Raw genomic sequence first — 20,612 nt, 5'->3', positions numbered from 1 at the left:
TTTCATTTCAACGACGATCGTCGTGGACAGCCGAGTACGAAAGTGTACCGACTTTGACCGCCGTTTTCCCGTGGAGTGAAGCAGTACCGCGTGCGCTCGTGCGCTCTCGTGTCTCACTTCCCACCCGGTGAGGGCTTCCAAGGAGATGGTGAGTGATTTTCCGAGTTGTCTGCCGATCGATCCGTAAATTACTTGTTCTTTGAATGAACACAGTCTCCTATGTTTTTTTGTCCGGATAACTGATCACGTAACAGTACAGAATTTTATTCTATAATAGAAGGTTAAATTTTTACCAGTAGAAAAAACACAATATAGTATGGCCGAATATTGTGTCGATGGCTTCCTGTTCGACTGCGTTCGCATGACTCGTCGGAAACTTCTCAAGGTGATGGGCGTAGTCGCCGGGGGTTCAGGGATCACCGTAGGTCAGCGCCAAAGTATTGAAAACGGAGATAGTCACGTCGAGGAGCGTATGAGAGCGCTCACCCAACAGTACACGCGCGATCATTATACCACTGCACCGAAGAGTGGGTTCGATGACAGTGCTATGCAGGCAGGCGAACTGTACTGGCTGACCGATGATGGCGAAATCGGCGTCAAGGATGAAAACGGTGGAGTAATTCGTCCTCCGATGGGATCGCCCAACGGGCCCCTTCCATCGATAAACACGGAACGGCTCTACAACGCTTTTGAGCGCATCGTCAAGCCATCTATGACGACTGGTGAAATTCAGTCAGCTATTGACGAGGTGAGTAATGCTGGAGGGGGGGTTATCCAATTCGGACCTGGAACATACAACCTCTCCGTCCAAGGTCAGGACGCCGACGGTGAGGACTACTGTCTGGCGATGAAATCAAACGTTGTCCTCCAAGGCGCGGGCGACCAAACGGTGCTTTTCTATGACGCCAATTCCAGTGTTCCAGATCTTGCCTCGCCTATCTTGTGTTCGAATGTCACAGACTGGGAAATTCGGAACCTGAAGGTAGACGCGGGCGTTCGCGCTCAAACGACCGAGCGGCACGATTCGATGGGCATCAAAGTTGGTGCCCGTCGGGGAGATGGTACGACGGGGTGTGATCGCTTCCGAATTGATAACGTTACTGTCACTGGAGGTTTCCGTCACGGCATCGAGACCAGTGACGGCAGTACTGTCGGACGTATCGATAACTGTCTTCTGGATGATGCCAGCGGCGACGACGACATTTCAATCTCAGTAAATTGCCGTAACGTTTATGTTAATGAATGCATCAGCATTAACAAGCGCCGTGCTGGTGATTGGACGACTGACTGTTTCGAGATTGAAGACGGTGCGACTGACTGTGCATTCATCGACTGTGTAGCTATCGACCCCGTAGCTGGTGGGTTCCAAGTGGGTAAGACGCACGGACAAACCATCGCCACTTATGGGCCATGTACGGACGTGTGGTGTGATGGGTGTACGGTCATCACGCCCGGCCGTACGGGATTCACCGTTGGAGGATTCCACCAGAGTGTCGAGCGCATACGCCTTGTAGACTGCGAAGTTAGAGCTGCTTCGGGCGTTGGGATTCTCATTAACGCTGGGGCTGCGACGCTGAAGGACGTGACGGTCGCTGATTGTAGAGTGTATAATGGACGCGACAGAGGGCTGCAAGTTCGCGGCGGGACAGTTAGTGACCTCTCCATTACTGATTGCGTATTCGACGCTAACCACCGAGAAGTTGCATTATCCATGGAGAGAGTTGCCACCTCCGCAAATTTCGAGGATTTGATCATTGAAAATTGTCGGTTCAAGAACACGGCTAATGCTGGTCTGAAGTTCGAAAATACGGCAACAGAGTACAGCGGTAATTCGATTGTTCGAAACAACTATTTCAAAAACAATGCTTTCAAAGACATTGTCTTTGCCACTGATGCTAATATCCGGAAATACGTACGGACGCTTCACAACGAGGCCAAAAATGGAGCTGATTACTCACCTGTCGTTCCAACAAATCCTGAGAATGGGACCGAATATCTCGATGATGGGACTAACACGGAAACGGGGGCTCGAGGGAAACGAATTTACAACGGAACGTCATGGCAAGATGCTTGGACAATGTAGTTCATTTTAGACTAAAGAAAAAGCAGCGAGAGTTTCACGGGTCACCAGACCCGCGGTACTTCACTAACGATGATTCTCATGCAGAGAGTGCAGATGGCTATCACCTTTTGAATCCCGGCCTTTTAAGTGTAATGCGAGCGTTAGCGTGCCCATTGATAGCATAGCACAGTCCAAATATGATAAATTATTAAATAATGATCACAGCCACATTCACCGTGAAATTGCCGCTGCTTAAACAAACACTTTCGAACACGCCCGGTCTCATTCTCACGATTGATCCTGGACAGTTCCCATTTGTTGGGGAGCCATCAGCGAAACTCCTTGTCTGGGCCACGGGAGATGAGCCCGATTTCGATCACTTTGAAGCGCGAGTCGAGGATGATCCAACTGTTGAGAAACTAACTCTCCTTGACACACAGGGTTCAAAACGGCTTTATCGAGCGGATTTCCCGCGGGATGACCTCGAGGACCTCTTTGCAACATTGTTCTACGATCACGATACGCTTCTCGTTCGTGGCACGATCACTGAGAACGGGTGGGAATTCAAGGTACGAGCTCTTGATCGCTCTGCTCTTTCGATTATCCATGACGAACTCCAAGAGCAGGAGGCCTCGCTTCATATTCATACGATCCACTCACAGACAGGCGAACAACCGCAAACGCTCCTAGGTCGGTTGTCTGAGAATCAATTTACTGCCTTGAAAGCAGCGGTTGATCGCGGATACTTTGAAGTCCCCCGAAAGGTCACACAGACGGAGTTAGCAACTGAATTTGAAATTTCGAGTCAAGCATTCTCCGAGCGGTTACGCCGCGCGATCGGAGCAGTCCTCACCGACGTTTTCGATGATTCCTCTGAATAAACGGAAACTGAGAAGTAGCGGTCGATATGGATCACCCTCATTGGGTACGTTCAGGGCGTTTAGGATAACCAGACAGAGTTATACGGTATCTATTAATTCTAGATATATAAGTCGGAGGAAAAAGCTATGAGATGTCGATTTGGGCAATGTCATCTGATTGACAATTTATGCACTGTTTATGAGTTGGCTCGAGAGTAGTGCCACATACTCGGCATTCGTAGATGATTTCATCTGACTTGTCGATGGGCACGACTATATATAAAGCTCGTGAAAATAGACTCGTCGAATTTCCCCTTCTAATACTCATTACGGCAATATTCTCTCCTTGTATATTAAATAGCCACAGGATAGTTTATGATCGTTTAGTACACTGGGTAGCGGATCAAAGAAACTCAGCGAGACGCACAATAGTGTGACTTGTTTACGAGATACAGAACACACCCACACCGAACTTCAGATGAATTCTTGGCTTCCTGTAACACGATTTGGTAACTTGGACAGACCCACACCGCATTTCAGATGAATTCACGCGATCACAGAGAAGAATTCGAACGGCTTCGAGATATTGATCTTCCTCATGAAACCCTATGAAACAGCAGCGAGAGGCGTTGTGGGTGAGAAATCATCTGAAATATGGTGTTCGGTTTAGTGGCCGATTGGAACCGCACGGAACATTTACGGGGGTGTCTGCTTATCAGCCAAACTCACGGTTAGTATATAAAGACGGCTAAGACCTCGAACTCTTCTTTGTGAAAATTCGCTGTATTGGTTAAAACCGTGACTCTTAGCAACTCACAACTACTATTACTTTACCTATACAGTTAATTATATAATAACACGGGGAAGCCTCCGTTTTCCACGAGAACAATAACATCAACTATTCAGACGAGAGACGCCCAATCACCGCCAAATTAGCCTCTTTCGCCCCCGTAGTAACAAGCCTCCACGAATCGACCCTCCACTTCCCTTGGAGCCGAATTCATCTGAAATCCGGGGTGGGGGTGTCGCAATTTCTTGGTACGCGTTGCTCGAAAAGACGACAAGGTCAACTATCACTCCGTCTGGAAGGCTTCAGCCAACTGCTCGCGCATGAACTCCCGACGCAGTCGGCGAGACCGCGAGTCTGAGAAACAGTTCTGCCTGATTCAAGGAGAGAGTCCCGCCGTTTACGGCGGGCGTGAATCCGACAACAGGGACACAACCGCCGACGCCGCTCAGTCCGGGGTATCCAAGTCGTCGGCCGCGTGGACAAGCATCCCGCGCCACGTTAGCCCGTACTTGTTCTTCACGTCTTTTAGCCGCTCGTACTGTTCCTCGTCCGGCACTTCGATGTGGATGTTCGTCACAATTCAATCTATGAATAACCATAGATTTATGTTTTACCATCCTGTAGGAGTCGTTGATGAAGCGGACCAACACGTTCGACGTGGTTCCTCAGTCCGACGCGGACGAGGAGTTACTTCGACGCCTGTTGGACGCTTCTGCCGCACTCTGGAACGAGATAAATTACGAGCGCCGCGAGAACTACGCCGACCCAGACGGCAACGTGTGGGACATCAGCGAGTATCGCGGCCGCTACGGAGGTGTCCTCGGCGCGTCGACCGTTCAGCAAATCGAACGCAAGAACCGCGAAGCGTGGCGGTCGTTCTTCGCGCTCCAAAAGAAGGGCGAAGCCAATGGCAAGCCCGGATACTGGGGCAACGCCGAAGACGGCCGCGAACTCCGCACGTACATCCGAAACACGTCGTACTCGGTCGAATGGGGCGAATACTCCCGACTCGAAATTCTCGTCGGCCACGACCTGAAAGACGAGTACGGGCTTGGATACCGAGAACGCCTTCGGCTCGAAGTCCAGGGCGACCCCAACTGGAAAGAGTACGACAAGCAAGGCCAGTTAGAGTTGTACTACGACGAGAACGCACAGAGATTCAGGGCCTTTCAGCCAGTCACCGTGGACGATTCTCGGCTGGCACACCCACTGGCGGACGAAACCGCCGCGCTGGATATTGGTGCGAACAACCTCGTCGCTTGTACGACCACGACCGGCACGCAACTGCTGTACGAAGGACGCGACCTGTTCGACCGCTTCCACGAGACGACGCGAGAAATCGCCCGGTTGCAGTCGCTCTTGGACGACGGCCGGTACAACAGTCACCGGATACGGTCGCTGCACCGACGACGGACGAGACGCCGCGACCACGCCCAAGACGCCCTCGCCCGCGACCTCATCGAACGGTTGCACGCCGAAGGCGTCTCCACCGTATACGTCGGGGCGTTAACGAACGTGCTCGACACACACTGGTCGGTTCAGGCCAACGAAAAAACGCACAACTTCTGGGCGTTCCGCGCGTTCATCAAGCGCCTCGCGTGTACCGCCGAGGAGTACGGTGTCACGGTCGAAGTGCGGTCAGAAGCGTGGACAAGCCAAGAGTGTCCGCAGTGCGGTTCGACCGACCGGACGACGCGCCACCGCGATACGCTGACGTGTCCGTGCGGGTTCGACGGTCATGCGGACCTCACGGCGTCCGAGACGTTCCTAAAGCGGCAGACGACAGTATCACGGCCGATGGCACGGCCTGTATGCCTCAAGTGGGACGACCACACGTGGTCGGAGTCACCACGCTCTCACCGTCCCAACGAGGAGCATGCGAACCCGCAAGTTGCCTCCGTGGGTCGGTAAGCGATACCCCCAGCGCGAGGATACCCCGGCGTTTACGCCGGGGAGGATGTCATTGCCTTGCTCCGTCGCAATCTCTTCGACGTCTTCGAGCAACCATCTGGCTAAGACGTCAAAGAGGAGAGTGAACACGTGTGCGAAGACGAGATCAACCACGGGCGGTTGTACCCGAATTTAGACACACGGTCTAGCAGGACTATGGTCAACTACCCGCCCTGAACGCCTTCGGCGTTCTGAGGACGAGGCTTGCGTGGCTTGGGTCGGGAGTTGTGGTCCCGGACCGACTTGTGTGCCGATGCGGTCGGTCGGCAGAGGCACTTTACTTGGACGTGACCTCGGCGACTTCGCGGCCGGCCGAGCCGGCTCGGAGCGGTCGCGTCGTCGGTCCGTCCTTTGGGGCCGGGTGACGGCGGCCGTCCATCCCGAGATACCGTCCCTTTGCCTCCCGCAATATTGGCATCGGCACCCGTTGCAGGGCTGTCTGAAGCCCGGTATGGACTACAGAAGACGACGGGCCAGCAAATACTCACTGTTTCGCCCTGCTTTGCAACGCGATTCCTCCGCTCGTTGAGGAAGGGGATTCCTCGCTACCGCCCATTGAAAAGGGGACGATCGATCGGCGAACGAACTCCTATGAGATCACTGAGCAGGGCCAAGACGCGATCGATGAGTGGCTTGAGTGGAGTCAGAAAGAGGCGCCACAGCTCTCTCAGTAGGAGAGGGTTCTTTCACCCCTCTCTCATTCCACAAGAGGCGACTTCAATCGCCGAGCGACGCGCTTCGGCTGCTCAAAGCCCATGCTTCCGATTCGCTTCAGCGTGATCAGCCGCGTTGAGCAGCGAACGGCCAAGGAATCGCGCATTCTCTGATTGGATCCGCTCATGGTGAGTGTCCGTCTTTGTCGATGTGAATCCTTTGGCGCCTCTGTATCGATCCTCCGGCATTACCCAGGTCTCCGATACCGTCACTTCACCGAGCGAGTTCGAAGCTGCTCTAATTTTCTCTGACTGCGATCTTGAGCTAAAGTTACTACAGGCGGAAAATAAGTATGATTTTTCGTCCTTACTGGGCGAGTTGTGGACTGTGTGTAGCGCTCCAGTCGATCCATTCTCGGAGGATTTCGCGACCTTGGTCGCTAATTGCGTAGGAGTTCGTCCGCCGATCGATCTCGCCTTTCTCGACATACTCGTTTTCGACGAGGACGTCTAAATTTGGATAGAGCTGTCCGTGGTTGATCTCATCTCCGTATGCGTCTTCGAGGTCATCCTTGATGTCTTGGCCAGACGGTTCGTCTGAACCGCTGATGACGATTAAGAGGTCGCGTTGGAATCCGGTCAGGTCGAACATTGAAATTGATGATAGACAGTGTGCCGTAATTGTTATTCACTCGTATCATTGTGTAGCGTGGGCATACTCTTCGAAGCTACTTCCGTATGCGGCCGTTGCGCTTACCAACCGCACCGAGGATTAACCCAGATCACGATCCTCACTCGTTTTCGAAGATCTTGGACGTCTCCTCGGCGAGTTCGCTAGCCTCAATGTGCGCGTACATCTGGGAGGTCGTTCGGGGATCGGCGTGACGGAGAACCCGTTGCGCGGCCGCCGCACCGCGTTCGCGGTAGATAGTCTCTCCAACCCCACGCCTCGCGCCGTGTGGTTTCAGATAATCGCCGTCGATGTCGATCTCGGCATCTTTGCACAATCGTTTCAGGACAGACCGTCCGCCGTTTGTCGAGAGCGACGGTGGAACCACACCAGATTTCCGCAGTACTTCCAAGGGCTCCCCCGTCGACGGATTTACGTCATCTGGGAGGGCTCTATACAGCGATGGGGCGTGGCCCGTTACGAACACGGGCCACTCTGGAGACGGCGGGTCAAGTGCATGTTCGAGGCGTTCGATTGGTCTATGCGCCTGCGAGGGGAGTTGGACTTCCTCAATCTGTTGGTTCTTTCCGAGGACGAGCAGCTGATTGTTCTCCAGATCGACGTCCGTCCAGTGCAGGCCAGTTCGTCGCTCGTCTCGCGGATCACTGAGAATCTCACCGCCCCGAACGCCAGAGTACGCGAGGACGTAGACGAGTGCACGATCGCGGAGTTCGACGAGTGCGTCAACGCCTTTCTCGTCGACCGCCTCGTGAGCTCGTCGATCGGTGTATCGAAGTAGGGCCTTGCGGTCTTCGGCCGACCAGAACTGTTGGTCACCGCTCTTTTTCTTCGGTCGTGGCGGCAGTTCGTCGAGAGCAATTCCTTTCCGCGCTGGGTTCTCCGTGAGGTATTCCCAGCGGACACAATAGGAAAGAAACGCAGAGACGTAATCGTAGTATGTCCGTGCTGTCGCAGCGGATATTCCTCCTTTGTCATCTTGATTGTTGCGAGCGTCGACGCGCCGAGAGAGATACTGCGCATAGGTCGCCATACTTCGCTTGTCGACGTTTTCGACGGTCTCGACGCCACGCTCACAGAGGTACTGTCGCCATTGAGTGAGGACGCGGTCGAGCGCGTCGGCGTAGTTGCCCGATTTGTTGCCTGAGTCGAGATAGTCGTCGATGACGGTTTTGAGGGCGTGACCCCCGGGAGTAGCGGTGGGCTCAGTGGACGCCATGTGGTTGGATTGTGGTACAGTGTGGGGGTAGATAAATTCACTGTGCATTACGAGTGTAACGCACAGTACCATCTCAAATATCCCTTTCTCCCGATATCGCCACCTACAGGCGATCTACCTTCCTTGTAGCCAACTATAAATGTTATGATGCTATATGAAATCTAAACGTCTAAGACGCCCACAGTTTCGGAGTTTAGGGTTTGATGTGTGTCTTTATCTCATACCGTTGTGGTTGGATAGGCTCTCGTCCGGTGATTTCCGAATCTGCTCGGGAAATGTTTCGGTGAACAGGTTTCTGAGTGATAGGATTATTCAATCGCCGGACAGCGGCTATTTCGCACCCGTCAACAACGAACAAAAGGCACGCATCAAATCACAGTACTTCAGAACGCGTCCTCGGCTAACTGTTTCTGACGCCTGAGTTTATCGTCGAATTGGTTGTCCCGACGATCCTAACGAGGAAGTCATGGACGAATCGGTGGAAGCCGTCGCTCGAGTGACGGTGGACGAAAACGGCGAAAGAATCGATCCCGTCTTCGGATGGTGTCTGACGTGGCCGTTCAATATGACGGGCCACCACGCGGCGTCGGTGCCAGCAGGTTTAGTCAATGGCCTCCCTGTCGGCATGCAGGTCGTCGGTCCTCGATTCCACGACGACCTTGTTCTTATGGCTGCCGCAGCCGTTGAGCGCGAACGCCCTTGGACCGACGCATACCCAAGAATGTGCGATGACTAGGTATTCGCGACCTATCTTTACACAACTGGTTATTTGATCAAAATCAGGTCTGGTGGGTTTCTGACGATCGTTCTGGCTAAAGGAATCAGCCTTATCGAAGTGACAGCGTTAGCCCTGATGTATGCGACGGCTGTGTTGAATCACTAGAGGGCATCGGGATAGGTCGCTTAATCATCCGTGTTCGGTTAAGCACTGGACCTCTCGTGAAGGCTTCAATCACTCGTTCGTTGAGTAAGAGGCGTGATTTCTCTGGTTGGCGGGCGTCATGAAACATCAACTCCAACAGGTTCGGCAGTGGATGCCCGAACGACTGGGCAAGGTCTTCGAGGATGAGCTGGGCGAGAGACCGGAAGGTCTTCGCCCACATTGAACGTAACGAGCAAAACGGTACGCTCGTCGAGATCATGCACAGCGTGAGTGACGGTGAATCCACGCTCGTGCATATCGGCCAGGCGTTGGTCCAGCACAGTCCTGCTGGACATACGACTGAACGTGCTTCTTCCAGTTCTGGTCGTAGCTAGTCGTTTCGAGTTGTCCCCGGCTCTCAAACGGAAGCTACGCAACGAGGTGTCCTCCGTATTTACATTCTACACTAACCCATCATCTTTGTAAGCCGTAATTCGAATACAGGCGATCTCCATTCCCGTATTCTTCGATCAACCACGTCACAAGTGCCGTGATCTCGATTCCGAAACTCCCGACGAGAAAGATAATCGGTGGTTTACCATCGAGATCGAAGTTAGCTCATCCTCACCGTTACTTCGATCTCAGCATCTCTTGAGCCAGTGTTTGAGTTGGCCGAACCAGGAATAAGTTTCGAATAAATCCGATACGAAAATTTTAACAGATTTAATTTATATAATATAAATAAAAATGTATTTCGTGTATTAGGAGAATAATAAATCGTATGTTGGATGATGACATAGGCCAACCGGAAGAATGCGTAGATAGCGATACCGACATATCACTACTGTCACGCCGTCAATTTAGTGGACTAGCTGCTAGTGCGCTAGCAGCTACTCAATTCGTGGGGTTGAGCGCTGCCGATACCAGTGTCAATAAAGACGGACTAGAATCGACCTCATATACCGTTACAGGACTGAAAGAGCCTGCAGAGATTCTCGTCGATCAGTGGGGTGTCCCCCATATGTATGCTGAAGATGTCGAGGATATTGCGTTCGTCCAGGGCTTTAACGCCGCACGTGATCGGCTCTGGCAAATCGACCTCTGGCAACGACGTTCACTGGGGAAACTATCCGAAGCACTCGGTGAAGAATGGATCGAACATGATCGGGCCGCGCAACTATTTAGTTATCGAGCTGATATCGATGACGAATGGGAAGCATACGGCCCCGACGCAGAATCGATTGCAACTGGCTTTGCTAATGGAGTCAATGCATTTATCGATCAAACAAAAGCGGATCCCGATCTCTTACCGATTGAGTTTAAAGCACTTGATTACCAACCTAGGTACTGGAATCCAGCTGATATCGTTCGGATGCGTGTTCATGCGATCACGCTAAACGTCTCAAGTGAAGTCCAGCGAGCGATTACACTCCGAGAATTTGGTGAAGATGTCGAACGGGTCCGTCAGTGGCTCAATCCCAAAGATTGGGAGATCGAAATTCCAGACGGATTAGATTTGGACGTTATTCCTGAGGATGTCCTTGACGTTTTCAGCGAGGCGACCATGTCTCATACGAGTATCTCGTTCGATGAAGACGACGTTCGCAATCCAGATATGCTTGAGGATCTATCGGTTGTTACGAACAGCTGTGGCGGTGATGAGGAAGAACGTCTCAACGAGTCGGATCTTATGGATATGGAGCTTCCAACGGCAAGTAACAATTGGGCAATCGCACCTGAACTCACCGAGACTGGACGGCCCATCCTCGCGAATGATCCTCATCGAGCTCATAATGTTCCCTCACTCCGGTATATTGCCCATATTAGTGCCCCCGAGTTTGACGTTATCGGGGCGGGTGAGCCGGGACTTCCGGGAATCTCGATCGGTCACAATGGGCACACAGCGTTTGGTTTGACGATCATCTATATCGATCAACAGGACCTATATGTTTACGAAACCAACCCTGATGATCCAAACGAATACCGCTATGGGGATGACTGGGAGGCAATGGATATCGAGACTGAAACGCTCGATGTGAGGGATAGCGACGAACGAGAAGTTGAGTTGAAATTCACCCGACATGGACCAGTAATCTACGAGGATCCCGAAGAAAATATCGCGTTCGCGGTGCGAACTGTCTGGACGGATCCTGGTACGACGGCGTATTTCGGTGGCATTGGATATATGCGTGCCGAGAATCTCGAGGAGTTTCAAGCTGCAATGGAGGGCGATCTCACTGAGGAGATGAAAGGGTGGGGCGCCCCACCGGAGAATCAAGTCGCAGCTGACACTGAGGGGAACATTGGATGGTTCCCTGGAGGGAGAACACCGATTCGACCCAACTGGGATGGACTATTCCCTGTCCCCGGTGATGGCCGCTACGAATGGGATGGATACCTCCACCAATCTAACCTCCCGAGAGAGATCAATCCTGATCGAGGATGGGTGGCAAGCGCCAACCAATATAATCTACCAGATGATTATCCAGTAGACGATCCGCCAATTGGTTTTGAGTTTTCAGCTCCGTATCGGTACCAGCGGATCTCCGAAGTGCTCGAAAAGTTCGATGAGGAGAACAAACACTCGCTTGCGGATTCCACCGATCTGCAGACAGATTTACTATCGATTCCCATCCGAATTCTCACGGATGCGCTTGCCGAAACCGATCCTAACGAAGAACGGTTACTGGAAGCTCGTGAATGGCTCATCGAATGGGACAATGTCCTTGATGCGGATTCTGGCGAAGCAGCGTTAGCAGAAGTATGGTTCGAGAACCACCTCCAAGAAGCAGTCACAATCGAGCTTATTGGTGAGGAAGCGTTCGATCATATCGGCACAGGCGACATTCAAGCAATTCTTGGGGCAGTTGCGGACCCCGAAGAGTACTTCGAGGAGGATGCCGTAGCCACCCGAGACGAACTATTGCTCTCGACGCTGCGCGAGGCGATCGACGAGGTCGAAGAGATACTCGGCGATGAGTGGGATGAGTGGGAATGGGGTGATCTGAAAAAAGCGTTCTTCGAGCACGCATTGTCACCCGGCATTGACGAGACTGGTGAAAGGACACTGAATGTTGGACCAAAGCCGATGGGTGGAAGTGGCTATACAGTAGGAAACGCGGATTACGATGAGGACTTCCAACTGGTGTCGGGTGCATCATGGCGAATGGTCATTGATGTCGGCGAATGGGACAATGCGTTGGCGATGAATGTCCCGGGCCAGTCAGGAGATCCTGAAAGCCCGTTCTACGACAATTTGCTCGATATGTTTGTTGAGGGTGAATACTTCCCCCTTCTGTACACGCGTGAGGCTGTCCAAGATGCTTGCGTAATGCGAATCAATCTCTGCCCTCAACACGACTATTAATCCACTATAAATTATTAATTTTAATCTGTTATTAAATTACCTATTTTATAGATAGGTGAATGTTTACTTCTGCTTCTTAGGTGAGAAAATCATCATCGACGGTGAGCACAAGGCGATCTTTGCGCTTGGCATAGGCGGCAATCGTGGCGTCGTCAGCGCCAGGCCCGAGCTCGTCAACATCGACGACCATCTCGGTGTCATGACCGTTGTGCGTGCGGAGGTGCTTGACGAGCTTGTCGAGACCTATGCGATGCATTTGATGACTCGGATGGACGATACACGCGGTCGCGAGCATATCCGCACAGAGTATGGTCGCATTCTGCGCACACAGTTGTGGGCGGACCCCCGGCCGACGTCGGATCTGTACTATACGTCTGAGGAACGTTACCTGACCGCCCTTGCGGTGGTATGCGACGAAACGACTGCCGTTCTTCGAGAGACAACGCCGGCAATCTTTGATCGGCGAGCGTGGGCAGAAGCGACTGACACGCAGAAATCCGAGCGTGAGTGGCACGCGGATGTTGGGTGGGTGCTGAATGCTGTCGCGACGGCGCGGCAGATCGTGGATGACGTTGCGGCGCGGACGCTTCGACAGCTTGAGGTCACCGTCGATGAGGACGCAAAAGATCCGTGTCATCACCTCACCCGGCTGGCTGTCAGTGTGGTGAAGGCGTATCGGACGACGGTTGACCCGGTTGATCGACAGCGGATCAAAGAACACCATATCGCCGATAAGACGCGAGTGCACCTGTAGGTCCTGTGGCGGTTTCAGTGGGCCTGGTCGAGAGCGGCAGCGCTGGGTCTCTAGAGAGGAAGAGCTGTTTTTGAGCCGTTGTGAGGTGAGTGAGTCGCTGGAGACGGCTGTTAGGTGAAGATCAGCGGAGCTACTTGTCGAGAGGTGGTGAGCGGGACAACAAGACGAGTGGGGAGTAGGCTTGGTTTTGAGGCGTGTCTCGACCAGAGTAGTACTACTTCGTGTCGGCGAGAGGTGTGCTATTTGGAGTACACCCGTGCTGTCATGCGATTTCGAGGACACGCAGAGCAAGTGGTACTACAATCGCGTGAATGATTATCGTCGTGGCGAGCCAGATACTTGTACGGGGGCGGTGCCATCTCCACGAACTGCCAGTGAGACACGGCTGAAAGCACGATACGGTGAAAGGCGCGAGAACGTGGCCAAAATTCGCTGCAACGGCCGGATGGTGTCCGTCCTGTGCTTCGCGTTCGCTGCTACGGATTCGTTCGTAGAATACAATTATTAATGTTTCGATTTGTAGTTGCCACTAACTGGGGAGGTTCCGTGTTTTTCAGCGTGAGTGTTCGCGAGATGACGGACGAAGAACCGCCAGAGCGGGCGGATTCACGGGTGGGTCGGGAGGTTTTCTGGGTTTCAGTCGACGACGAGAGTTTGCGTGATTGTAGTACTAGACGTGGTGAGATTCGGTCGCGGGTCGCGGTCGGGAGGGGAGCGTCGGTTAGACAGGCTACACGTGTTGCTGGGCATCGTGTGCTCCGTGAACGCCGCTGTGACAGATTCAGCGGTTTCTTCGCCAATAAACGGGGAGATCAGCTCTCCTACCATGAGTAGACTGAAATCTCAGTGGTCGGGTGCAGATAGCAATCTATTCAGTGTTGATTCTCACTACCACGACTAATGAGTAGCTCACGCGGACTCCTCCTAAGTATCGGTGGAGTGTTGCTTTGTCTACTTCTCAACGCGCGGCTTGCAGACATTGAGCGAAGAGCATGGCTGTGGTATGGAACATACCAGCAACGCAAGGCGATTGCCTACGTTCTTGACGAGAGCACCAATGAATTCGACACTCTCGAGTAACTTAGGGAGCAGCGGGATACTTTCTGAACCAGCTAACGGAGCGAACGTAGATACGTGTCACGGTGCCAGCAGTGAAGCCCTCTGGAAGAACGAGAAGGGGACATGGTCACAGACGAACTTTATGAGTGTAGATCTTGAACGAGTCAGTAAATGAACTCTCGAACACCACTGCCACCGCAGGCGAAAGAGGCGCTTGATGTGCTTCGCTCGCCAGTCGAGAATGCGAGTGGTGACCTCCCTCGTGAGCAAGCTCTCGCAGTGATTGCGTCTGAGTGTAGCGAGGAGTCTGCGGAGGGGCTGTTGAATATCCTGCACAACCGTGGCTACATCTACTATGTTGGCGAGCAAATCCGCATTACGTAGGCTCGGTGTCTCGTGAGGGCTCAGGATTCACTCTGACCGAGGGGGGTTCTCTGCTGTAACGCTCGGAGTTAGGCGAGTGCAGTCTCTTGGAAGTACTGTGCTTCCCACTCGCGGTGCTCTCGGAGTGCAGTACGGCCTTCGTCGGTGATCTGGTAGAAGTTGGTGCGGCGGTCGATCTGGCCCTTCTCGACGTAGCCTTTGTTGACGAGGACGTCAAGGTTGGGGTACAAGCGGCCGTGGTTGATTTCTTCGTCGCGAGCGTCTTCGAGTTCGGTTTTGATCTGTTGGCCGGAGGGCTGGTCGTGGCCGGCGATAATGGTGAGGAGGTCGCGCTGGAAGCCGCTGAGGTCGAAGAGAGTTATCATCGAGAAGGTACACCAGCAAAGGATATAATCGTCAGCATTGTGTGGTGTGAGTCAGTGATTGAGGGAAGGAAGAGTCTTGAATCTATGTTGTCTATCTGTCAAGTCGGGAACTGTTATTATACCGAACGAGGAGATGGTATAGGGAGGTGGATCTCTACTAACCCACATTGAGTTGAAGGGGTAGGTGTGGGTTAGTCAAGTGATTGAGGATGCGTATCGGGCATGAGAGCTTCGTGGAGCTGCATTTCCTGCTCTGTTAGTTTTCGGGCCGGTTGGAACTATATATAAATGGTATTTTTTGACGGTCATTCTGAATATAAGGTGCGAATGCAACATAGATCACGCCCACTTAGAGGGTAGTCCAATCGTTCAATACAGGTAAAGGAGGTACCGGATGGACTGTCGATTTCATTGATCCACGACGAGTCGTCACAACTATCCCGTGTTCGAACTCGTACCTCGACTCCACTCCTCGAGGAACTGCTCGGCGCGTCGTTCGCCCCGACGAATGAGGGTATTGATGAATTCTGGATTTCGGTCGAGTTTCGAGGGTGCCGATAGATCTCCGCCGAGGGCAAGTTTTCTGACCTCGACCTGCTTGTACTCGGCAGGAAGACTCCCTCGCTCGATCAACTGATTGATCCGTTCAATAAAATATATTTCCTGATACAGCGAGAGATTCCCAGCCAGTTCGTTACGGCGATCGCTGATGTCCTCGACCGACTTTGGGACCTTCTCGCGGTGTTTGGGATTGATCTGGATGACCCAAATCTCGTCCGGTTTCGCTCTCGGTTCGTCAGGAATTGTCAAGAAATCGCGGATCGGTGGATTCTGTGAGAACAACCCGTCCCAATACCAGTGGCCACCAATTTCGACCGCCTCAAATAACGTCGGGATCGCCGCCGAGGCGAGGACCGCATCGGCCGTCACTTCTTCGTTCCGGATGGTGTCGAACTCGCCCTCCGTCACGTCAGCCGCCCCGACGATCAGATTAACGTCGGCACCGTCCGCGAGTTCGGGAACCCGATCGAACTCGACGTGCGCTTCGAGAGTGCTGAGAAACCGGTCACGTGCGACTGAGGTGAACGGCAATTCATATGGGCTGACCACCATCAGCGGCCCTCCGCGTGCGGCGAACTGCGCCAGTCTGACGGCCCACTCGTTGGCGACCCTGTCGAACGGAGACTGAGCCGAAAAGTCCCGCCAGATTCCCTCGAGCGTCTCGATAGCACGGTCCGCTCCGCCGGCGAGAAACCCGTACCAGGCGGCGGTCGCGCAGACCGCCCCGCCGGAGGTTCCGCTCAACCCGATGAGTTCGTATGATCGATCGTCGTGTTCGTCGAGGAGTCGTTTGAGTACCCCTGCGGTGTAAGCGGTGTGGCTGCCCCCACCCTGACATGCTATTGCGACCCGAGTGGAGTCATCGATGTCCGTGCTAGCACTCATATCCCACGATACGGCGTATCACTACGTAAAATAGAAACATCGTAGTACGTCCAAGATCCAACACCGGTCGATGCTGTTCCTGTCTCAATAGTTGATGTGAGTCGTGCAAACTTGGGTTCAGCGGAATTTACGATTCCGCTGGTCGCTCGCTCCGGGTAGATCGGCACGCGGTGCTCGTTCTTTGGCTTCTCTCCTTGAACCCTACCAGAGGTGAACCTCCACGAGAGACGGTCTCCCCTCACGTTTCACTTCCAATGTGAGGATGATCTTGGTATCCAGAAGCCCGACGCACTCTCGACTGAGCAGGGCGGTGAAGACGCCCAGCACCTCTCGAAGTTAGAGCGGTTTATCCGCCACGGTGCAGAAGCGATCGTCGATCGCGTCTATCCCGTGCATGAACGCGCGCGTGAGATCGCGCTTCACTTCGGTGAATGGGGGAAGAAGATCAGCGACGCCAACGGCAGGCGCGTTCGGCTGTGCTCGAAGAAGGACAAGCTGAAGACGCATCTAGAAGCGGCGTTCGGCCAGCGCTTCCAGTGGGTCGAAGTGTACAGAGCGATCGAGAAGCTTGCGGAGTTCGCTCATGGGTCACCGTTGCAGTGCAAGCGCGGGCGGCAAGGCGAGGGCAAGTACGTCCTCGAACTCCGGATGAGCGATGGTCGCGGTCCGTCGTTCGCACGGGGAGACGGCGAATGACTCTCGGGCTTACAGCTGTTGTAAGTCGGACGCACCCTCGTGGGTGTAATCGCGGCCGGTTCGTCGGCCGCTTCACGTCACGCTAGGTTCACAATCCCTCGCGGTGTGAGGACTGGGCGGTTAGGTTGGTGGGTTGGGTAGTGGTGAGTACGGCTTCTCGAACGGCAGTCGACGGCAGTCATGGGGACAGCCACGGGAGAATGGTTGCTTACAGCAGGCGTAAGAGACGAGAAAGGGAAAGCCGACATCCGGCGGTGGATCGCCAACCTGGAGGACTCACTCGGCGAACCGGCCGAATCCGAAACGGAAGTGAATGCTTGCCAAGCTGCCTCGCTGAGCACGCCGGTAGTGATGACGGTGGTACGACGGTACTCTACTATATTTCATATATTGGACTAGTGATACTTAAGTGTGGATAATCACCCTTGCTATCAAATGTGGTTGGTGGAGTGTAATGTCGGCTACCTCCCCAAAGTCAGGCCTCGGGGCACCCCGACTTGTGATTCTAGATAGCAAAGACACTCGAAGACGCCCGTGAGGACATGGAGACGCTTCGAGAGTACGTTCACGACCTCGCCGAAGACACCCGCCAGATCCAGCCAACAGACCCACACGGATAGTAATTCTTTTGTGTGTTGCACAGAATTGTGCAACCATAGGATGTATGAAGTATGCGGTGAGAAGGAACTCAAAGTCATCCTCGCGCTCGACCCAGGAGATTCCATCTCCGGCGTCGCGCGAAAAATCGACGAGAACCGGGAGACGATTCGGCGCGTCGTGAATCGCCTTGAGGAGGCTGGATACGTCGCGTACGATGGGGGCCTCCACCTCGTCGATCAGACGCTCCGCGACGCCGGTCTCGAGTTCCTAACGGCGGCAGCAGCCACCTCACCGCCATCGATCTCGGAGGCGTACGTCCTCCCCCAGTTCGCCGGCATGGACTACGCCTTTACTGCCATCGATGCGGTCTACGTCTGGACCCGCGGTGGCTACCAGGTCGCTCGCGACCCGGCGGACTATCCGTTGTTCATCGCCGTCCACGAGTCCGATCTCGACGCCTGGACGGCGTTCTTCGATCGGTTCGGAATCCCGACTGCGGAAGAGCGCCAGCCCGCTGACGACCTCGATGGTGCGATACAGGTGGTCCTCGAGCCGCGGGCACAGACCGAGGCCGAGATGGTCGATGGACGGTCCGTTATCCCGCTCCAGGATACCGTAGCGTTCGCAAACGAGTACTACGCAACTTTCGAATCAGCACTCGATATGCTCGGACGGATGTACGACGACGTTGACACTGACGCGAGCTACCGCATGGAGCCAGCCTGAACATGAGTCAAGAAGACCGAAGCGAGGCACTCATCGAAGTGCTCGAAGAACTGGAGCAGTCAGATATCGGGTTCGTCCTCGTTGGAGGCTACGCAATCAGTCAGTTCGAGACACGGTTCTCGACCGACCTCGACATCGTCATCGCCCCGGACGACTACGACGAAGTCGTTGCCTTTCTCGAAGCACGCGACTTCGAACGACAGGCCGATCTCGAAGTTCCCCCAGAAGAGACCATCTACAATCGTGAGATCGAACTCTTCGAGCGCACTGAGGGGCTTCCTCATCCGGTCGGCGTAGACATCCTTGTGAACGGCCTCGGCTGCCGACAGACCGAAGCAGAGTGGTCGTTCGACTATCTGCGCAAACACAGTTCCCCGACGACGATTTCAGGCGGGACTCAGTTGACGACGGCACGAGCTGCTGACGGCGAAGTGCTCGTTGCCGCCAAACTCCATAGTGGTCGGAAAACGGATCTCGCTGATGTCCTCGCTGCCCTTCCGTCGATCAACCTCGACATGGTCGAGACGCACCTGCATCGCGGCGATGCTGATGCTCTCCGGGAACAACTCAGTGAGGCACACGCGTTCATCGAAGAAGGCGGGCTTGACCACCGGTTCAAGAGTCTGTTCGGACAATCATCAGCCTCAGCAAAGGATATCGAAACGCTTCTCGAATTCCTCAAGCGGCAACAGGAGTGAGATAGCGCTCACTGCGACAGCAACAGCGACGGTATCTGTGAGTGGCCGTCACCGAAATTGAGCTAGAATGAAAGTGAGCAGGTGCTGTTTGTCGTCACCTTAAGAGCGCGGAGGCGAACACCAGTGAGTGACTCGTCAGATCAATCAGTAGAAGCGGATGGTCTTACACCGAAACAGCGTCTCGAGCCCCCAAACACGTGCCTCATCAACGCCGGTATCATGACGATCAACGACATGGAGACGCTGCGAGCGTTCGTCGCCTACGAGAAGGCCCACCAGCAACGCGTCCAGATTCTCCGCCGGCTCGATGACCGGGCCAGCGAACTTCGATCAGAAGATACCTGAATGGACGCTCGCGGGCTGGTTGTCGGCGCCGCCATGGATGGAGACTTCGAAATAGGTGAGCGACCGACCCGAAATCGAGATTCAGCGACAGTCTGCGTTCGGTGAGGATGGCCAGCTCGAAGTTACGGAGACGAGCGTCGAAACGTCACTTGAGGACTTCGGCGCAGACGTCGATCATCGCGGCCGCGATTCGCGGCTCGATCGGCCCGAAGCCAGTGAGTTCGGCGTCGACGACCGGCCAGAAGTAGCGCAGTCCTCGATAGGAGATCAATCCACGCTCTTCGCGGATACGGACGCTGACCAGCAGACGCTCGTAGGTGACGAGGCAGCGATGCAGTGTCTGTTCGAGGATTAACCAACAACCAGTCTTGTTCCCGGATATCGTTGGTTAATCTTGGAGAGGTTTGTCGTGCCCCGTGGAGCACTGCGGGGCGACGGAGTCCCGCAGGAGACTCCTCATGGCCATTCACGACAGCGCAGACCTAATTAGCAACAGTTCTACTGAGACGCACACTGACGCCCGACAAGCGGCGTACGTGGCGTTCCTCCATCGGGTTCCGTTTGCGATCGATGCGCTGACCCTCGGCTTCCGTCCTGGGTTTCGCGAGGACTGCACGTATCAGCGATCGCAATTCGATACCCTCGACTGTCCGGTTGGGATGCTCGACAATGATTTTCGGAATCCCGACCTTGACCGGTACGTCGACCGAGCGGTCGAGTACGAGCCCGACGTGGGTATTATCGGTGACGCCTACGACGCTGCGGAAGCACAATCGTACGTCAACAAGATTCGAGAGCTCCAGGGGAGTCTACCCGAGATAGAGTTCATTATCGTCCCGAAATGCCGGGCAGCCATTGAGGCGATTCCCGACGATATTGTGCTTGGTTACTCGCGAGGCTACGCGGACACACTTGCACACGAGTTCTCTAATCCAGACGAAATCGACAAGCGTCCCGACGATCTTCCCGATGACGTCCCCTCGAAAGCGACGATCACAATCAAGGAAATCAACGACAACCGCTCCTACTACTGGCAGTAGCGAGATGGCGATAAGATCCGCTCCAAATACAAGGGCCCGGTTAATCCC

At 54.1% G+C, this 20,612-nt stretch carries 17 protein-coding genes and 2 pseudogenes; 12 read left to right on the top strand and 7 right to left on the bottom strand.

The annotated features are described in order from the left end of the window. Nucleotides 1-316: 316 nt before the first annotated feature. Nucleotides 317-2,083, top strand: a complete 1,767-nt coding sequence (locus C3L37_RS15880; RefSeq protein ID WP_129115566.1) for a right-handed parallel beta-helix repeat-containing protein — start codon at nucleotides 317-319, stop codon at nucleotides 2,081-2,083. A gap of 194 nt (nucleotides 2,084-2,277) precedes the next feature. Continuing rightward, nucleotides 2,278-2,943: a helix-turn-helix domain-containing protein gene (locus C3L37_RS15875; RefSeq protein WP_129115565.1), complete on the top strand. Its 666-nt coding sequence runs from the start codon at nucleotides 2,278-2,280 to the stop codon at nucleotides 2,941-2,943. 1,214 nt (nucleotides 2,944-4,157) lie between these two features. Here C3L37_RS15875 and C3L37_RS25370 read toward each other — a convergent pair. Beyond that, the gene (locus tag C3L37_RS25370; RefSeq protein WP_256417119.1) at nucleotides 4,158-4,289 is read right to left on the bottom strand and encodes a hypothetical protein; all 132 of its coding nucleotides are present in this window, start codon (nucleotides 4,287-4,289) and stop codon (nucleotides 4,158-4,160) included. 56 nt (nucleotides 4,290-4,345) lie between these two features. On the opposite strand from C3L37_RS25370, the gene C3L37_RS15865 reads away from it, so the two are divergent. After that, entirely contained in the window at nucleotides 4,346-5,623 is a 1,278-nt protein-coding gene (locus C3L37_RS15865; protein ID WP_129115563.1) for an RNA-guided endonuclease InsQ/TnpB family protein, read from the top strand. 1,059 nt (nucleotides 5,624-6,682) lie between these two features. Here the strand turns inward: C3L37_RS15865 and C3L37_RS15860 are convergent. Both C3L37_RS15860 and C3L37_RS15855 read right to left on the bottom strand, forming a co-directional pair. Beyond that, nucleotides 6,683-6,967, bottom strand: coding sequence for a PadR family transcriptional regulator (locus C3L37_RS15860; RefSeq protein ID WP_129115562.1), 285 nt, complete (start codon nucleotides 6,965-6,967; stop codon nucleotides 6,683-6,685). Between the two features lie 139 nt (nucleotides 6,968-7,106). After that, a complete protein-coding gene (locus C3L37_RS15855) occupies nucleotides 7,107-8,222 on the bottom strand; it encodes a tyrosine-type recombinase/integrase (RefSeq protein WP_129115561.1) in 1,116 nt (371 codons plus the stop codon). A gap of 466 nt (nucleotides 8,223-8,688) precedes the next feature. On the opposite strand from C3L37_RS15855, the gene C3L37_RS15850 reads away from it, so the two are divergent. After that, nucleotides 8,689-8,958: an amidase family protein gene (locus C3L37_RS15850; protein WP_129115560.1), complete on the top strand. Its 270-nt coding sequence runs from the start codon at nucleotides 8,689-8,691 to the stop codon at nucleotides 8,956-8,958. 199 nt (nucleotides 8,959-9,157) lie between these two features. Here the strand turns inward: C3L37_RS15850 and C3L37_RS15845 are convergent. Continuing rightward, a pseudogene (locus C3L37_RS15845) lies at nucleotides 9,158-9,331 on the bottom strand (IS4 family transposase); the annotation flags it as partial. 534 nt (nucleotides 9,332-9,865) lie between these two features. On the opposite strand from C3L37_RS15845, the gene C3L37_RS15840 reads away from it, so the two are divergent. Then, the gene (locus C3L37_RS15840) at nucleotides 9,866-12,451 is read left to right on the top strand and encodes a penicillin acylase family protein (protein ID WP_129115559.1); all 2,586 of its coding nucleotides are present in this window, start codon (nucleotides 9,866-9,868) and stop codon (nucleotides 12,449-12,451) included. A 76-nt stretch (nucleotides 12,452-12,527) separates the two neighbouring features. On the opposite strand, the gene C3L37_RS25365 is transcribed toward C3L37_RS15840, so the two are convergent. From C3L37_RS25365 to C3L37_RS15825, 3 genes are all read right to left on the bottom strand, one after another. Then, nucleotides 12,528-12,641 carry a DUF5615 family PIN-like protein gene (locus C3L37_RS25365; protein WP_267195331.1) on the bottom strand — a complete coding sequence of 38 codons (114 nt, stop codon included), beginning with the start codon at nucleotides 12,639-12,641 and terminating at the stop codon, nucleotides 12,528-12,530. 2,075 nt (nucleotides 12,642-14,716) lie between these two features. Next, nucleotides 14,717-15,013, bottom strand: coding sequence for a PadR family transcriptional regulator (locus tag C3L37_RS15830; protein ID WP_129115557.1), 297 nt, complete (start codon nucleotides 15,011-15,013; stop codon nucleotides 14,717-14,719). A gap of 435 nt (nucleotides 15,014-15,448) precedes the next feature. After that, nucleotides 15,449-16,459: a patatin-like phospholipase family protein gene (locus C3L37_RS15825; RefSeq protein WP_129115556.1), complete on the bottom strand. Its 1,011-nt coding sequence runs from the start codon at nucleotides 16,457-16,459 to the stop codon at nucleotides 15,449-15,451. Nucleotides 16,460-16,669: 210 nt separating this feature from the next. Between C3L37_RS15825 and C3L37_RS15820 the strand changes: the two genes are divergently transcribed. The 7 genes and pseudogenes from C3L37_RS15820 (at nucleotide 16,670) to C3L37_RS15795 (ending at nucleotide 20,564) form a co-directional block, all read left to right on the top strand. Next, entirely contained in the window at nucleotides 16,670-17,155 is a 486-nt protein-coding gene (locus C3L37_RS15820) for a hypothetical protein (RefSeq protein WP_129115555.1), read from the top strand. Nucleotides 17,156-17,670: 515 nt separating this feature from the next. Further along, nucleotides 17,671-17,775 (top strand): annotated as a pseudogene (locus C3L37_RS26010) (DUF7389 domain-containing protein); the annotation flags it as partial. A gap of 40 nt (nucleotides 17,776-17,815) precedes the next feature. Next, nucleotides 17,816-18,481: an RNA polymerase subunit sigma-70 gene (locus tag C3L37_RS15815; RefSeq protein ID WP_129115554.1), complete on the top strand. Its 666-nt coding sequence runs from the start codon at nucleotides 17,816-17,818 to the stop codon at nucleotides 18,479-18,481. Nucleotides 18,482-18,483: 2 nt separating this feature from the next. After that, a complete protein-coding gene (locus C3L37_RS15810) occupies nucleotides 18,484-19,179 on the top strand; it encodes a nucleotidyltransferase family protein (protein WP_129115553.1) in 696 nt (231 codons plus the stop codon). A 123-nt stretch (nucleotides 19,180-19,302) separates the two neighbouring features. Beyond that, a complete protein-coding gene (locus C3L37_RS15805) occupies nucleotides 19,303-19,524 on the top strand; it encodes a hypothetical protein (RefSeq protein ID WP_129115552.1) in 222 nt (73 codons plus the stop codon). Between the two features lie 55 nt (nucleotides 19,525-19,579). Next, complete coding sequence (locus C3L37_RS15800; protein WP_129115551.1) at nucleotides 19,580-19,879, top strand: hypothetical protein; 300 nt, start codon at nucleotides 19,580-19,582, stop codon at nucleotides 19,877-19,879. A 103-nt stretch (nucleotides 19,880-19,982) separates the two neighbouring features. Continuing rightward, entirely contained in the window at nucleotides 19,983-20,564 is a 582-nt protein-coding gene (locus C3L37_RS15795; RefSeq protein WP_129115550.1) for a DUF6610 family protein, read from the top strand. The last annotated feature ends 48 nt before the right edge of the window (nucleotides 20,565-20,612 follow it).

This window comes from Halegenticoccus tardaugens, assembly GCF_004116405.1.
Taxonomy (GTDB): Archaea; Halobacteriota; Halobacteria; order Halobacteriales; family Haloferacaceae; genus Halegenticoccus; species Halegenticoccus tardaugens.
Note: the sequence above shows the minus strand (reverse complement) of the source record. Positions and strands in the feature narration are given on the sequence as shown.

Excerpts from the sequence above, each read along its gene's own strand:
- C3L37_RS15825 (WP_129115556.1), bottom strand. The coding sequence starts at position 16,459 with ATGAGTGCTAGCACGGACATCGATGACTCCACTCGGGTCGCAATAGCA.
- C3L37_RS15860 (WP_129115562.1), bottom strand. The coding sequence starts at position 6,967 with ATGTTCGACCTGACCGGATTCCAACGCGACCTCTTAATCGTCATCAGC.
- C3L37_RS15840 (WP_129115559.1), top strand. The coding sequence starts at position 9,866 with ATGTTGGATGATGACATAGGCCAACCGGAAGAATGCGTAGATAGCGAT.
- C3L37_RS15875 (WP_129115565.1), top strand. The coding sequence starts at position 2,278 with ATGATCACAGCCACATTCACCGTGAAATTGCCGCTGCTTAAACAAACA.
- C3L37_RS15795 (WP_129115550.1), top strand. The coding sequence starts at position 19,983 with ATGGCCATTCACGACAGCGCAGACCTAATTAGCAACAGTTCTACTGAG.
- C3L37_RS15865 (WP_129115563.1), top strand. The coding sequence starts at position 4,346 with ATGAAGCGGACCAACACGTTCGACGTGGTTCCTCAGTCCGACGCGGAC.
- C3L37_RS15830 (WP_129115557.1), bottom strand. The coding sequence starts at position 15,013 with ATGATAACTCTCTTCGACCTCAGCGGCTTCCAGCGCGACCTCCTCACC.
- C3L37_RS15850 (WP_129115560.1), top strand. The coding sequence starts at position 8,689 with ATGGACGAATCGGTGGAAGCCGTCGCTCGAGTGACGGTGGACGAAAAC.
- C3L37_RS15810 (WP_129115553.1), top strand. The coding sequence starts at position 18,484 with ATGAGTCAAGAAGACCGAAGCGAGGCACTCATCGAAGTGCTCGAAGAA.
- C3L37_RS25365 (WP_267195331.1), bottom strand. The coding sequence starts at position 12,641 with ATGGTCGTCGATGTTGACGAGCTCGGGCCTGGCGCTGACGACGCCACG.
- C3L37_RS15815 (WP_129115554.1), top strand. The coding sequence starts at position 17,816 with ATGTATGAAGTATGCGGTGAGAAGGAACTCAAAGTCATCCTCGCGCTC.
- C3L37_RS15855 (WP_129115561.1), bottom strand. The coding sequence starts at position 8,222 with ATGGCGTCCACTGAGCCCACCGCTACTCCCGGGGGTCACGCCCTCAAA.
- C3L37_RS15880 (WP_129115566.1), top strand. The coding sequence starts at position 317 with ATGGCCGAATATTGTGTCGATGGCTTCCTGTTCGACTGCGTTCGCATG.